At 70.7% G+C, this 14,755-nt stretch carries 12 protein-coding genes; 7 read left to right on the top strand and 5 right to left on the bottom strand.

Annotated elements, in window-relative coordinates:
- Positions 1 to 180: 180 nt before the first annotated feature.
- The 6 genes from VB080_RS10375 (at position 181) to VB080_RS10350 (ending at position 5,395) form a co-directional block, all read left to right on the top strand.
- On the top strand, positions 181 to 576 hold the full coding sequence (locus VB080_RS10375) for a holo-ACP synthase (protein ID WP_323418369.1): 396 nt from the start codon (positions 181 to 183) through the stop codon (positions 574 to 576).
- 19 nt (positions 577 to 595) lie between these two features.
- Positions 596 to 1,552, top strand: coding sequence for an ACP S-malonyltransferase (gene fabD, locus VB080_RS10370; RefSeq protein WP_323418368.1), 957 nt, complete (start codon positions 596 to 598; stop codon positions 1,550 to 1,552).
- A gap of 1 nt (position 1,553) precedes the next feature.
- Positions 1,554 to 1,988: an acyl-CoA thioesterase gene (locus tag VB080_RS10365; protein WP_323418367.1), complete on the top strand. Its 435-nt coding sequence runs from the start codon at positions 1,554 to 1,556 to the stop codon at positions 1,986 to 1,988.
- Positions 1,989 to 2,032: 44 nt separating this feature from the next.
- Positions 2,033 to 2,905: an alpha/beta hydrolase gene (locus tag VB080_RS10360; RefSeq protein WP_323418366.1), complete on the top strand. Its 873-nt coding sequence runs from the start codon at positions 2,033 to 2,035 to the stop codon at positions 2,903 to 2,905.
- The gene (locus VB080_RS10355) at positions 2,902 to 3,864 is read left to right on the top strand and encodes an NAD(P)-dependent alcohol dehydrogenase (protein WP_323418365.1); all 963 of its coding nucleotides are present in this window, start codon (positions 2,902 to 2,904) and stop codon (positions 3,862 to 3,864) included. Before VB080_RS10360 ends, VB080_RS10355 begins: the two co-directional genes overlap by 4 nt.
- A 436-nt stretch (positions 3,865 to 4,300) precedes the next feature.
- Entirely contained in the window at positions 4,301 to 5,395 is a 1,095-nt protein-coding gene (locus VB080_RS10350; protein ID WP_323418364.1) for a hypothetical protein, read from the top strand.
- Between the two features lie 145 nt (positions 5,396 to 5,540).
- Here VB080_RS10350 and VB080_RS10345 read toward each other — a convergent pair whose 3' ends face one another.
- The 4 genes from VB080_RS10345 to VB080_RS10330 all read right to left on the bottom strand — a co-directional run bounded on the left by VB080_RS10345 (position 5,541) and on the right by VB080_RS10330 (position 12,973).
- A complete protein-coding gene (locus VB080_RS10345; RefSeq protein WP_323418363.1) occupies positions 5,541 to 7,457 on the bottom strand; it encodes an FAD-dependent oxidoreductase in 1,917 nt (638 codons plus the stop codon).
- A gap of 255 nt (positions 7,458 to 7,712) precedes the next feature.
- A complete protein-coding gene (locus VB080_RS10340) occupies positions 7,713 to 9,134 on the bottom strand; it encodes a serine hydrolase domain-containing protein (protein ID WP_323418362.1) in 1,422 nt (473 codons plus the stop codon).
- 10 nt (positions 9,135 to 9,144) lie between these two features.
- Positions 9,145 to 9,978, bottom strand: coding sequence for an SWIM zinc finger family protein (locus VB080_RS10335; protein WP_323418361.1), 834 nt, complete (start codon positions 9,976 to 9,978; stop codon positions 9,145 to 9,147).
- On the bottom strand, positions 9,971 to 12,973 hold the full coding sequence (locus VB080_RS10330) for a DEAD/DEAH box helicase (RefSeq protein ID WP_323418360.1): 3,003 nt from the start codon (positions 12,971 to 12,973) through the stop codon (positions 9,971 to 9,973). The genes VB080_RS10335 and VB080_RS10330 overlap by 8 nt, the downstream gene beginning before the upstream one ends.
- A gap of 320 nt (positions 12,974 to 13,293) precedes the next feature.
- Here VB080_RS10330 and VB080_RS10325 point away from each other — a divergent pair, with 320 nt between their 5' ends.
- Positions 13,294 to 14,001, top strand: a complete 708-nt coding sequence (locus VB080_RS10325; RefSeq protein ID WP_323418359.1) for a VIT family protein — start codon at positions 13,294 to 13,296, stop codon at positions 13,999 to 14,001.
- Positions 14,002 to 14,109: 108 nt separating this feature from the next.
- Here VB080_RS10325 and VB080_RS10320 read toward each other — a convergent pair.
- Positions 14,110 to 14,755, bottom strand: a 646-nt coding sequence (locus tag VB080_RS10320) for a class I SAM-dependent methyltransferase (protein ID WP_323418358.1), incomplete at its 5' end; no start/stop codon positions are given.

Raw genomic sequence — 14,755 nt, 5'->3', positions numbered from 1 at the left:
GCCCGCAACGAGGCTCCCTCGTAGCCCCGCTCGGCGAACAACTCGGACGCGGCCGTCAGGATCGCCTGACGCGAGTTTCCAGGGCCGGGTCGGCGTCCCATCACGGGGCTTGCGGTCTTTGGCACGCGCGGCATTCTATGTCAACGCGAGGGAGCCGCGTGGGAGGCGGGAAGGAGTCCGATGGTCCGCGGGGTAGGGATCGACGTGGTGGACGCCGCCGAGCAGGAACGCCTGCTGGGCGCGTTCCCGGAGCGAGTGTTCGCCCGCATTTTCACCGAGTGCGAGCTGGCGGACGCCCGGGGCCGTCGCGACCGGGCGGGAGTGCTCGCGGGGCGGTTCGGGGTGAAGGAGGCGGTGTTCAAGGTGGTGGCGCCGCTGCTGCCCGAGAAGTCGTTCGACCTGCGGATCGTGGCGACGGCTACCGCTGCCGACGGCACACCGCGGCTTGAGATCGCGGCAGCACTGCGGGAGAGCCTGGATCGGGCAGAGGTCGATGAGGTGCTCGTGTCGACCAGCAGGCAGGGCGACCTGGTCGTCGCGTTGGCGGTCGCGGAGCGCCGGACGGCGGGGCAATGACGGTGTTGATTGAAGGGATGTGGCTGAGGTGACGGTGGCATGGGTGTTTCCGGGGCAGGGTGCCCAGGAGGTTGGCATGGGCGCCGACGTGCGCGACGGGTTCGACTCCGCCCGGGCAGTGTTCGATGCCGGCGACCAGGCCGCCGGGTTCGCCCTGTCGCGCGTCGTGCTCGACGGCCCGGACGAGGAACTCACCCGGACGGTGAATGCCCAGCCCGGCCTGTTGATGGTGGAGCTGGCGCTGTTCGCGGCAGCGCGGGAGGTCGCCGGTCCTGATCTGCCGCTGCCGGCTTTCGTGGCCGGCCACAGTCTGGGCGAGTACGCGGCGCTGGTCGCGGCCGGTGTCTGTGACATTGCGACGGCGATCGCACTGGCTCACCGGCGGGGAGAGCTGATGCAGCAGGCGTCGGACCGCAACCCGGGCACGATGGCCGCCGTGATCGGCCTGGACGACGACCAGGTGGCCGAGGTGTGCCGGCAGACGGAGGTGTCGGTCGCCAACCTCAACTGCCCCGGCCAGGTGGCGATCGCCGGCTCCGTCCCGGGAGTCGCGGCTGCCAGGCGTCTGGCCCGCGAGCACGGCGCGAAACTGGCGATCCCGCTGGACGTCTCTGGCGCCTTCCATTCCCCGCTGATGGAACCGGCCGTGGCCGGGATGCGGGAGGCGGTCGCCGCGGCACGGCTCGGCGCACCCCGGGTGCCGCTGGTCGCCAACACCACGGCCACTGTGCTGTCCAGTGCGGACGAGGTACGCGACGAGCTGGTCGCCCAGGTCACCGGATGCGTCCGCTGGGCGCAGACCGTCCGGCTGATGGTTGAGGCGGGCGTCGACACCTTCATCGAGTTCGGTCCTGGCACCGTGCTCGCCGGGCTGGCCAGCCGGATCGCCCCGCAGACCCGGACGATCACCGTGTCCGATGCCGCCTCCGTCCGCGACCTGGCTGGTGCGCTCGGCGCGGCCGGGGACCGGGGGTAACGTGTCGCCGATCACGCCGGTGGTGGCCAACCACATCGTCCTGAACCAGGATCTCAACCACCACCAGACGTTGTACGGCGGACGAACCGCGGAGTGGTTCATCCAGGCCGGGCTGATGGCGACCTGCCGGTGGACCCCGCCGCAGGACACGGTCTGCGCCCATCTGCACGGGCTGGGTTTCGCGGTGCCGGTGCAGCTCGGCGAGACCGTGACCTTCGTCGGCCGGGCGGTGCTGGCCGGACGCACCAGTATCCTGACCCACGTGGACGTGACCGTGGGCGACCGGGCGATCATGGACGGCTTCCTCACCTTCGTGATCGTGGACGACGCCGGCCGGCCCCGTCCGCACGGGATGAGCCTCGATCCGGTGACCGAGCTGGACCGCGAACTGCAGCAGCAGGCCCGCGAGATCCGCCGGCAGGTCGTCGGGCGGTGATGGTGAGACACCAGGTAGTGGTGCCGGACCGTTCGGATTTCGTCGTGACGCGCACCGGTGTGAGTCTTGCCTGCCACCGCCAGGGCACCGGCGATGGAACGCCGGTGGTGCTGGTTCACGGCGGCGGGGTGGATTCCTCGTTCTTCGCCGCCACCGCCGAGATCCTGGCACGCAGACGCGTGGTGGTCAGCTATGACCGGCGTGGCTACGGGGAGTCGGGTGATCCGGCGGACGGCGACTGGTCGACCAACGCGCAGGTCGGCGACCTTGCCGCCGTGTGTGAGGCGGCCGGAGCCGGCGGACGGGTGGTGCTGGCCGGTCACAGCCTCGGCGGGGGGATCGCACTGTGGCTCGCGGAGGCGCAGCCGGGCCTGATCGGTGCCCTCGTGCTGCACGAACCCGTCGGGTGGGAGGGGCCCGGCAGCGCGGAAGGCCGGTCCGCTGACTGGGCGGCGATCGCGCGGCTGGCAGCGTCCGGAGACACGACGGGGGCGATCATCGCAGCCCTCCGGCTTCAGGGCGAACCCGACCCTGCGGCGCCGCCGCTCACCGAAGCGGAGGTGGCGCACGTCGACCGCAATCTGGCGACCATGGTGACCCATGACGTCGCCGGCATCGCCGGCGGCGTCGACCTGGGTGCCGTCCGCATCGCTCTCCAGGGCATCCCGGTGGGGGTCTCGTCAGGCGAACTCAGCCGGGGAACCGCCGCCGAGACCGCCGGCGCCGCGGTGGCCACCGCCCTCGGCTGCCCACTCACCGTGGTACCCGGCGCCCACAACAGTCCGCGTGACCGTCCGGAGAGGTTCGCCCGGCTCGCCGACCAGCTGGCGGCGGCTCAGCACGCTGTCGAACCCGACACCCCAGAGAAGGAAGCCATGACCACACCACAACCCACCGGCAGTCGAGGAGTCCGATGACACAGCGCACCATGAAACGGGCGGTCTACCGCCACTACGGCGGGCCCGCTGTGCTCACCATCGACGAGGTTCCCATCCCGACTCCCGGCAAGGGCCAGGTGCTGGTCCGGATGCGTTCCACCAGCGTCAACGGTGGCGACCTGCAGGCCCGGTCGGGGCAGGCGAAGTTCCGCACCGCGATGAGTCCCGGGTGGCCCAAGCAGCTGGGGATGGACGTCGTCGGGGTGGTCGAGCAGGTCGGTCCCGGGGTGGCGTCCCCGCAGGTCGGCGAGCAGGTCTGGGGAGTGTCCACCGGCGATGGCGCCTACGCGCAGTACGTCCTGATGGCCGCCAACCGGGTTGGGCGGCTGCCGCAGGGGATGGACCCGGTCCGGGCCGGTGCGCTCCCGGTGGCCGGGACGACCGCACTGCTGGCGCTGGGAGGTGGCAGTCCGGTTCGGTCCGGGCAGCGGGTGTTGGTCCGGGGTGCCGGCGGGGTGGGGTTGGCCGCCGTCCAACTCGCCCACGCCCGAGGTGCGGAGGTCACGGCGCTGGCCAGCGGCTCGACCCTGGCGGGGGTGGCGGACGCCGGCGCCGACCGGGTGCTCGACTACAGGGAGGCCGACCCGTCCCGGCTCGGCCGCTTCGACCTGGTGCTGGACACCGTTGGCACCGCCGTCGCGTCCTTCCGCCAGTGCCTGACCCCCACCGGCCGGTTGCTGACCATCACCGCCGACTTCAGTCATCCCTTCCGATCGATCGGCCAGATCCTGGCGTCCGTCCGCTTCGGCGGGCGCCGCACCCGGTTCGTCACCGGCATCCCGCGCACCCCGCAGCTGGACGCGCTCGCCGACGCGGTCGAGGCCGGCCAACTCCGTCCGGTGATCGACTCGGTCTTCGCTTTGGAGCAGATCTCCCAGGCCCACGCCCGCGCCGAACAACGCGGCATCCTGGGCAAGATCGTGATCTCCATCGATTGACCATCCGACGGCCGGACGCGGTGACACCCTCGCCGGTTCGGGCGAATCCAGCGGGGCTCGGGACGCTGGCCTCGTGCGGGTGCGGGCCATTACCGTATGCCAAACGAAGCGGGAGGCAACGTCCATGAAGATCGACCGTCGGTGGGGAGCAGTTGTGGTCTCTGCCGGGCTTCTCCTCAGCGGGTGCGGTTCGACGCCGTCCCCCACGGTCACCGTCACTGCGCCGGAGGCCTCGCCCACCAGCACGCCGACGCCGGCACTGTCGCCCACGGCGGAACCGACCAGCGCCACTCCGGAGCCGCCGTCCTCGGCAACACCGGGGCCGACGCCGACACCGTCGCCAAGCCAGACGTCGACGCCGACGCCGACGCCGTCACCAACCCAGACACCGACGCCTACCTCCTCGCCGACGTCCACCCCCACGCTGCAGACCACCGTGCCCGAGATCGACGGCACCCCGCGGTATCGCAGCACGCTCTCGATCGACGAGCCAACCTGGGGCCCGGGCCGGGTCAAGCTCCGCTACCAGTGGTTGCGGGGCAATACCGCGATCAGCGGCGCAACCTCCACCTCCTACAAGGTCGCGGCGGCCGACATCGATCACAGTCTGCGGATCCGGGTCACCGGAACCCGCAAGGGCTTCGCCACCGCCACGGTCGATGCCGCTCCGGTCGGCCCGGTGGCGCCGGGAAAGCTGAGTGCCAGTGACCCCGAGATCACGGGTACCGCTCGGGTCGGCAACACCCTGACCGCGGACGTCGACCCGTGGGGGCCGGGCGAGGTCACACTGGCCTGGCAGTGGTACCGGGGTGACGAGAAGATCGCCAAGGCGACCAAGCGCAGCTACAAACTCGCCGCCGCCGACCACGGCCAGCTCATCAAGGTGCGCGTCGTCGGCACCGCCAAGCACTTCGCCAAGACCACCCGCTACTCCGAACAAACCGGCAAGGTGGCGCCGGGCAAACTGGGGCCGACCCCCGATCCGGCCTACAACGGCATTGCCCAGGTGGGCCAGAAGGTCACCGCGCTGCCGCGTGAATGGGGCCCGGGCGAGGTCAAACTCAGCTACCAGTGGTTCCGTGAGGGCAAGGAGAAGGACGAGAAGATCGAGAGCGCCACCAAAGCGAGCCACGTCTTCACCCCGGCCGATCTCGGAAAGCGGCTCCGGGTGCGGGTGACCGGCTCGAAGACCGGCTACCAGAAGGTGGCGCGCTACTCGGGCTGGACCGTCGAGGTGTCCGCGGGCACGCTGACCCCGGCCAAGCCGGTGATCACCGGCTTGGCAGTGAAAGGGACGACGCTCACCGCCCAGCCCGGAACCTGGGCCCCCGACGGCGTCACATTCACCTACCGCTGGTACAGCGACGGCGTCCTCAACACCCGCGCCCTGGGCGACAGCTACCTGCTGGGACAGACCGATGTCGGTCACACCATCACAGTGCGGGTCAAGGGAGAGCTGACCGGCTACCAGACCGTCATCCTCGAATCGGCTCCCACTGACACGGTGCTGTCGCGCGAGCGTGGCCGCTGACGGGCAATCGGGAGCCCCAACCCGCTTGACTCCGAGTTTGTGCACTGAACACGGTGCACAAACTCGGAGCGAACCTCGGATGGCGCGGGATCGCTCGGCTGCCACAGTGGCAGGCTGGCCAGCCGGGACGATGCACGCGAGCGGGTCACACGGCGTAGCCGGCCCGGAAACCCTCCGCCACGGCATTGCTGATCTTGCGTGGCCGCACCGCGTCCCCGATGGTTGTGAACGCGATCCCGGCGGCGGTCAGGGCATCACCGAGCGCGGTGTTCGCCCGGTACCCGACCGCGATCACCACGGTGTCGAAGGGTCCGAGGTCGCCGGCCTGGGTGATCACCCGATGGTCGCGCAGTTCGCGAACCTCGTGTCCGAACGCGAAGCTGGTCGGGGTCTGCCGGATCCGGGCCTCCAATGGTGCTCGCAGGGTCGGGCTGAGGTCGGTCAGCATGTCGTCGGTCAGTTCGATGACGGTCACCTGGCTGCCCCGATCGCTGAGCAGTTCGGCGGTCTCGACACCTACCGATCCGGCGCCGATCACCGCGACGGCATGGCCGGCGACCGCCGGGTCGAGCAGCACCTGTTCGGCGGTCACCACCCAGGGCGCGTCGATTCCCGGGATCGCCGGCAGGATCGGCTCAGAGCCGGTGGCAACGATGATCCGGTCCGCTCCGCAGCCGGCCAGGAAGCCGGCGTCCACCGGGTGGTCCAGGAAGACCTGCACCCCGGTGGTGTCCAGGGTGTTCTTCTCGTAGCGCAGGCAGGCACCCATCTCGGACTTGAACGGCGGGCGGATTCCGGGGACGACGTTGCCGCCCAGTTCGCCGGTGGCCTCGTAGAGCCGGACGTGGTTGCCACGGCTGGCCGCCGTGGCTGCCGCCTCCATCCCGGCCATACCACCGCCGACCACCACGACCTCCTTCGGCGCCTCCGGGTCGCGATGCAGGTCGAACTCGGACTCGTGGCCGGCCAGCGGGTTGTACAGGCAGCTGACCGCGTGTCCCATCATGAGTTCGCTCATGCAGTAGTTGCAGGAAAGACAGATCCGGATCCGGTCGGTGTGGCCCTCCTTCGCCTTGCGGTAGAACTCCGGATCGCAGATCACCGCCCGTCCGGTGGCCACCAGGTCCACCGCACCCGAGGCGATCAGTTCGTCGGCGAACGCCGGGGTCTTGATCCGGTTCGCCACACAGACCGGCACCGCTGCCCCGATGGCCTTGCGGATCGCGACCGCGTCGTCCACGAAGGCCCCCAGCGGATCCCATGGACCGCCGGCCACCCGGTTGGTCTCGTAGATCGAGCCGGAGACATTGATCGCATCGATCCCGTGCTCCACCAGTTGAGTGCAGAAGGCTCCGGTGTCCGGGACGGTCAGGCCGTCGGGCAGGAACTCGTTGGCAGAGATCCGGTAGATCAGCGGGTACTCCCGGCCGAGCGCTGCCCGCAGCCCGTCCAGGATCTCCAGTGGGAACCGGGCACGTCCGGCCGGGTCGCGGCCGTACTCGTCGTCGCGCCGATTGGTGTGCGGTGAGAGGAACTGGTTGACCAGGTAGCCGTGCGCGCCGTGGATCTCAATGGCGTCGAACCCGGCCTGCTGGGCCCGCACGCCGGCGTCGACGAAGGCCTGCACCAGGTCGTGGATCTCGGCGATGGTGAGCTCGTGCGGCATGGTCTGCATCACCGGGCAGGGAATCGGCGACGGTGCGACCACGGTGCCGCCGGTGCAGGCTGCGTTGGCCTGCCGTCCGCCATGGAACAACTGGACGGCGACCCGCCCGCCGGCGTCGTGCACCGCGTCGGTCAGGCGGCGCAGCCCCGGCAGCAGGCCGTCATGGTCGATGCCCAACTGGTTCGGGAAGCCCTTGCCACCGGGATGGACGTAGGCGGCCTCGGTGATGTTCAGTGCGACCCCGCCCTCGGCGCGGGCCACGTGGTAGGCGATGAACTGATCGGTGACCGTGCCGTCAAGCCCGCAGAGGTTGACGACCATCGACGGCATGATGCCGCGATGAGGCAGTGTCAGACTGCCGATAGTCACCGGTGTGAAGAGATGCTGAATACTCATGATGGCGACCTTCCACGACGTCAATGTCGTTGCTTCGAGGCTACGCCGCCCGGTTGCCGGGCGCTGGCGCTTCGGCGAAGACGTACCGCGGCGCCGCCGCTTCGACGGCCCACGGGAGTCGCCTGCCAGGTGGCGAGCCTGCCGCTTTGCGAGGCGCGCGATGGCCCCAGACCTGGTGGCGGGGCCTCAGCCAGCCTGCCAGGTTCTGGCCTCGGGTTCGGCGTCGGCCGATTGCCGCGGCTGCTCCAGCCGGGCTCAGATCGGGAAGGCGGCGGCCTGCAGCGGGTCGGGGCCGGTGAGCGGGATCAGCCGCCAGTTCAGCAGCGCCGTGCCGCTGGCCGGATCCAGTTCCAGCAGGATGGTGTGCGGGGTCTCCACCAACCGCAGTTGCGCCACGAACACGCCGTCTCGCCACGCACCGCTGGCGGCCAGCGCGAGGTCTGGTCCGCTCGGCGTCGGCCAGCGTGACTCCAGCCAGCAGCCGTCCCCGATCTCGGTGACGAGTTCGGCGGCCGGGTGGTCGATGCGCAGCCGGTGATGGCCGTCGGTGGACACCTCAAGGGCGGCGCTTCGGTAGGTGGCGGGCAGCTGGGACGCCGGATCCCGCAGCGCCGGCGCCGCAGACCGGCGGGTTGAGCCTGACAAGGGTGGATGTTCCAGCCCGGCGAGCCGTCGGGCCAACTGGACGTCGGCCTGCGGGTCGGGCTGGGTATCGATCGCGGGCAGCAGGTGGCGCCACACCTGGTCGAGCACGTCCTGCATCGCCTCGGTCTCGGAGGTGATCGCCACCGCCACGTCCTGCTCGGGCAGGACCAGGGCGAACTGTCCGAAGGCGCCATCGCCGCGATAGCCATGGCTGGAACGCCAGAACGAGTAGCCGTAGCCGTGGGACCAGTCGCCGACATCGTCGGAGGCCAGCGAGGCGGAGGTCGGGCGCGGCGCCTGTTCGGCGAACTCCGCCGGCACAATCCGCCTGCCCTGCCAGACCCCGCCGTCCAGCCAGGTCTGGGCCAGCGCCAGAATCGCCGGCGTGGTGACGCACAGTCCGCTGAAGCCCAGATCACGACCACCCAGGGTGCGCTGCGCCCTGGCGTCCGCTCCGCCGAAGGGGTCGAGCAATTCCCGCCGCAGGTGCGCTGACAGCGGCTGGCCGGTGACCGCCGCGATCGCCTGGGCGACCAGATAGGGCCCGACCTGGTTGTAGGCCCACACCTGGCCGGGTTCGCCGTCCGGCTCACGCTCCAGGATGAGCGGCAGCAGCGGGTCAGGCTCGTCCGGCTGCTGCGGCGCCGGTGCGGCATCGCCCCGCCAGTCCCAGATGTCCGTGGTGTGTCCGACGGTCATCGTGACGCAGTCCCGGACGGTGACCCGCCGCCAGGCCGGTGGCACCAACCGCAGTTCGGTCAGATAGGACAGCACCGGTGCGTCCAGGTCGATCAGCCCGCGGCCGACCAGGCTGCCCAGGACCGTCGCGGTGAAGCTCTTGCTCAGCGAGTAGCCCAGGTGCACCCGGTCACGGGCGTACGGTGCCCACCAGCCCTCGGCGATCACGTGACCGTGCCGGGCGATCATCAGCGAGTGGTAGCCGTGCCCGGGAGTCTCGGCGGCGTCCAGCAGGGCGAGCAGCCCGCGTCCGTCCACACCCTGGGCAGCGGGCGTGCTGCGTGGCATCACCATGGCCGTCAATCTACCCTTCGGCGACCGTCGCGCGAGCCGGCTCAGGCGCCAGCGCGGCGTAGGCCGGGCGCAGCGCATCGACCAGGGACAGCCCGCGGACGGTCAGGGCCAGCGGCGGCAGTTGGTCGAGCAGGCTCGTCCCGCTGGGCGCCGCCGTCCGCTGCGGGAGATCGCCGGCGAAGGCGTAGAAGACGTCCAGCAGCTCGGTCAGTGGCACCGCCTGACCGGTGTCGCCGGCAGCGGTGGGAGAGGCCGTGTTCAGCCGGGCGAGAAGCTCGTCGCGGCTCCGGCCACGCCAGGCAAGGATCGCGAACGGGTCGTCGTCGAACTGCTCGGCGAGCAGGTAGAACACCGCGGCGAGGTGCTTGCAGGGCACCTCCCAGTCCGGGCAGGAGCAGTCCAGCGACAGATCCCGGCTGCCGGACGGGAACAGCGCCAGCCCCAGTTCAGCGAAGACCTTCTCGATGTCAGGCGGCATCTCGCCGGCCAGCAGCTGTGCGACGAACCAGGCATCACCGGCCAGGCGGTCCTCGACCCTGGCCCACTGGTCCTTGCCGTAGGCCGTCACCCCGATCCGCACCCGGTAGGGCCGCGACCGCGAACCCTGGACGCTGGCGGTCACCATCCCGGCGTCCAACTCAAGGGAGAGCACCTGGCCGCGACGGGCATAGTTGCGTCCGCGGGTCAGCCGGTTGCCCATGCCGCTGGTTTCCAGCACCTCGATGAAGCGGGTGGACCACCAGGTGGTGGCGATCTTCCCCCGCGCGCTGCGGGCCCGGAGCCCGCCCTCCACCGTCCGTGGCTTCGAGGCGGGGTAGAACGGGGAGTCGTAACGCCTACTCACCGACAGCTCCCTTCGACAGCGCGAACAGGTCGCGCAACTGGCTGGTGGAGAGCTCGGTCAGCCAGGACTCGCCGTCACCCACGACGAGGTTCGCCAGCGCCTGCTTGTCGTCGATCAGCTCGTCGATGCGCTCCTCCAGGGTGCCGGTCGCGATGAACTTGCGCACCTGGACCCGGCGGCGCTGCCCGATCCGGAAGGCCCGGTCGGTGGCCTGGTTCTCCACCGCAGGGTTCCACCAGCGGTCCAGGTGCAGGACGTGGTTCGCGGCGGTCAGGTTGAGCCCGGTGCCGCCCGCCTTCAGCGACAGCAGGAAGATCGGCGGCCCGTCGCCGGACTGGAAGCGCTCCACCAGTTCGGTGCGGCGCTGGCGCGTGGTGCTGCCCGAGAGGTAGGCGATGTCGGTGTCGAACCGGGCGGCCAGGTGCGGGATCAGCAGTTCGGCGAACTCGGTGTACTGGGTGAAGCACAGCACTCGATCGCCCTCGGCGAGGATCTCCTCCAGGACCTCCTCCAGCCGGATCACCTTGCCGGAGCGCCGTCCGATCGGGGAGCGATCGTGCAGCAGTTGGGCGGGATGGTTGCAGACCTGCTTGAGCTTGGTCATTGCGGCCAGCACGTTGCCGCGCCGCTCGATGCCCTCGGAGTTCTCGATCCGCTCCATCATCTCGCCCACCACCGACTGGTAGAGCGAGGCCTGCTCGACGGTCAGCCGGTAGTGCTGTTTGATCTCGATCTTCTCCGGCAGGTCGTCGATGATCGTCGGGTCGGTCTTCACCCGCCGCAGGATGTACGGACGGGTGATGCGGCGCAGCAATGCCGACGCCGGCTCGTCCCGGTAGCGCTCGATCGGGGTGGCGAACCGGGCCCGGAAGACCTCCGGCGAGCCGAGGATGCCGGGGTTGAGGAAGTCCATGATCGACCACAGTTCGGCCAGCCGATTCTCCACCGGGGTGCCGGTCAGCGCGATCCGCTGCCCCGCCTGCAGCCGACGCACCGCCTTGGCGGTGCGGGAGAGCCGGTTCTTGATCGCCTGGGCCTCGTCCAGCACCACCCGTTCGAACGCGATCTCGGCCAGTTCGTCGATGTCGTTCAGCGCGGTGGTGTAGGTGGTGATGACCAGGTCGGACGCGGCCAGGACGGCCGTCAGGTCGTCGCCGTGGGGACGGTCGGCGCCGTGGTGGGCGGTCACCCGCAGCGTGGGCGCGAACCGAGCCGCCTCGGCCTGCCAGTTGCCGATCAACGACATCGGGCACAACAGCAAAGTGGGCCGAGCCAGGGGACGGTTCCCCGGCTCGGCTGGCTCGGTTCGGCAGGTGGCCTCCAGGGCGAGCAACTGGACGGTCTTGCCCAGCCCCATGTCGTCGGCCAGGCAGGCGCCCAACCCGAGCCGCCGGAGGAAGTCCAGCCAGGCCAAGCCCCGCCCCTGATAGGGACGCAGTGTGGCGGTGAACTCGTCCGGCGGTTCGACATCGGCCACTGACTCTGCCGCCGCGCCCCGCAGCAGATCGCCCAGCCAGCCGTCGGCGGCCACGTCCACCAGGTCCAGCGGCAGGTCGAGGTCGTCGGGATGGCTGAGGGCCAGGGCCAGGATCTCGCCCGCGGTCAGCTGCCCGGAACCGTTGGCCGCCAGGAACCTCAGCCCGCGGTCCAACTGGTCGCGGTTGAGGGCGACCCACTGGCCGCGCAACTGCACCAAGGGTGCCTTGGCTGCGGCCAGTGCGGCGATCTCGTCCTCGGTCAGCCCGTGGTCACCGACGGCGATCTCCCACCGGAAGTCGCAGAGCTGGTCGCGGCCGAAGCCGCCCTCGGTGGCGCCGCCGTCGATCGGGGTGGTGGAGAGCTTCAGGCCCAGCCGATTGCGCCTGCCCCACCAGCCGGGAAGCTGCACCTCGAAGCCGGCCTCGTCGAGGGCGGGCGCCGCGGTACTGAGGAAGTCGTAGCAGCTCTGGGCGTCGAGGCTGAGGCCGGACGGCTGGGCCTGCCGCAGGCCGGCCTCCAGACCGGGGTACACCCGCTGGGCACGGGCCAGCTGGGACAGGAGCACTTCCCGCGGCCGCTCCAACCAGCGTCCCAGGGCGCCGTCGTCGGCCCAGATCCGCTGGGCATCGATCACCAGACTGGGGTCGGATCGCGAGCGCAACAGAAAGTCCAGCACCCAGCCGGGTTCGCCGGCGGTGTCCGCGGTCGCGGCGGCGACTGTCGTCCGGGGGTCGCTGAGCCGCAGCACAAGCTGCGCGGGACTGGGTGTTTCGCGGCCAGCTTCAACCCAGGGGTGGAGCGCGCTGCCCAGTTCTGAGAGCTCGCCCGGGTCGGCGTCAACGGTGGCGTCGGCGCCGGCCAGGGCGTCGAGCCAGGCTTCGGTCCTGGGGATTCGGCGCGGCTGCCGGCCCCGCCGGGCCGGCAGGAACGACCGCGGCAGTCGCTGCCGGGCGGCAGCATCGGCGAACGCGTCGAGGGCCTCGCTGGCCAGCGCCGCCGGCTGGGCGGCCAGTTCGGTGGCCCGGAACGACGGCGGCATCGCGGTGATCAGACAGTGCGCCGCGACGGCGTCCGGGCCGGTCAGCGCGACCCGCCAACGGGCCTGCGGAGTGGGGCCGTCCAGGTCGAGGCCAGGCAGGACGCGTTCCCGGGCAAGCAACTCCTCGGCGAAACCGGCCAACTCAGCCAGATAGCGCAGGGACGCGGAGGGCCGCACCTCCAGGCCGCGCTCCGTCCAGCTGGCGGGATCCAGGACAGTGGCCAGGGTCTCGGCGAGGCCGGCCGGATCCAGCCTGACGCACGGCACCTGCCAGGCCAGCAGTGACGGGGCGGAGCGGCCGGGGGAACGTGGCGTGACCCGCACCATCTCGGGGGAGTCCAGCGGGGCGCGGCGTACCGACGGGAGCAGCAGAGTGGTGCTGCCTGCGAGGCTTCCGATGAGGGACGCCAGCATCCCCGCCGGGACGGCGAACGGATGCGGGCGCGCCGTCCGCACCGCCTGGCTGGGACTGGTCACTGGCAGCTCGGAGTCCTCCGCCCACACGCCAGGGCCGTCACCCGGGGCCCAGAATGCGTGGAGAACGAACACGGTGATCCAGTTTCCTTGCCGGTTGAGTGACGGTGTGACAAACCCTACTGGCGGAATGTTCGTGCTGTGGATCGTCCACGGACTACGGGCCAGGGCCGCGCCGAAGGGGACTTCTTCGGCACCGTGATGGGGATGGACGGGCGGTTGGCCGAGTTCGACCGAGCTGAGTCGGAAAGTGCCGATGGCTAGGGGTTAGGCGAGGCTGAGCTTGCTTGTCGAGCTACCTCGGGCTACCCCAGACTGGGGGCATGGCGCATCCCGGGGAACCGCACCGAGCGGGCATCAACCAGCGACTCAACTGGCTGCGTGCCGGCGTGCTCGGCGCCAACGACGGCATCGTGTCGACGGCGGGAGTCGTGATCGGGGTCGCCGCGGCGGCACCGGGCAATGTGCTCGCCATGGCGACCGCGGGGCTGGCGGCACTGGTCGCCGGAGCCTTCTCGATGGCCGGCGGGGAATACGTGTCGGTCAGCACCCAGCGGGACACCGAGAAGGCCCTGATCGCCCAGGAGATGCAGGAACTCGCCGACTATCCACAAGAGGAACTGCTGGAGTTGGCGGGGTTCTACCGGGACCGTGGTCTTTCTGCCGACCTCGCCCAGCAGGTTGCCGAGGAACTCACCGCGCACGACGCGCTCGCCGCCCATGCCGAGATTGAGTTGGGCATCGACCACAAGGAGTTCACCAGTCCGTGGGCGGCTGCCTTCTCCTCGTTCGTGGCGTTCTCGGTGGGCGCGGCGATCCCGTTGGCCATGATCCTGTTGCCGTTCGGCGACCATCGCATCTGGGCGGCGGTGGCCGCCGTCGTTCTCGGGCTGTTCCTGACTGGCTGGATCAGTGCTTCTCTTGGCGAGGCCCAGCGCGGTCGAGCGATCGCTCGCAACGTGCTGATCGGTTCCCTGACCATGATCGCCACCTACGCCATCGGGACACTCTTCGGCGTTGCGACTGGGTAGAGGTCTCCGGATGGAGGTTCCGGACCGGCTGGGGCACGGGCTCGAGCCCGACCTCGACTACGTCCGCGCCCACGAGGACGGCTGAGGCCGCGGCGGACGCCCGACACCTCAGCGGACGGCCTCCAGGTACGCCATGCACCCCCGGCTGCGCCAGGTGCGGGCGGTGATGGTGGCCAACTCGTCTGCGGTGCGGGGCGTGGCGACCTCGCCGGCACGGCGCAGCAACGCCAGGTAGCGCGCCCCGCGTCCGGTCTCGGCGACCAGGGAACTGCAGAACAGCCTCCCGCCGGGCTTCAGCAGGACGGTGAGCAGGTCGAGGAAACCGGCCGGGTCGTCGACCAGGTGCAGGAAGCCGAGGCAGGCCACCGTGTCGAAGCTTCCGGGAGCGAAGGGGAGGGCGAAGGCGTCGGCCTGGACGAACCGGACGCCGGGCCGCACCCGGGTGCCGTCGGCGATCCGGCGGGCCGCGCGGGCGAGCATGTCCCGGGAACGGTCGGTAACCACCACCGGACGGGAGCTGGTGCGGTAGGCGTTGGCGGTGGCCGTCGCCGTTCCGGCCGCGACGTCGAGCAGCGGCCCGGACGCCGAGCGAACGGCGCGGCGGGCGAAGGCCTCGTAATCGCGCGGCGAGGTCGACCAGGCGATGCGGTTGTAGAGCTCCCGTCCGATCAGCCAGTCGTAGCCGGCCGCCCGGCCGTCGTAGCGGGCGCCCGGGTCGAGGTCCGGACGGGTCTCGATCACGACTCCCGCGGGC

Origin of the sequence: Propionicimonas sp. (assembly GCF_034927565.1) — a bacterium.
Lineage (GTDB): Bacteria > Actinomycetota > Actinomycetes > Propionibacteriales > Propionibacteriaceae > Propionicimonas.
This window is presented reverse-complemented; position numbering and strand designations above follow the sequence as displayed.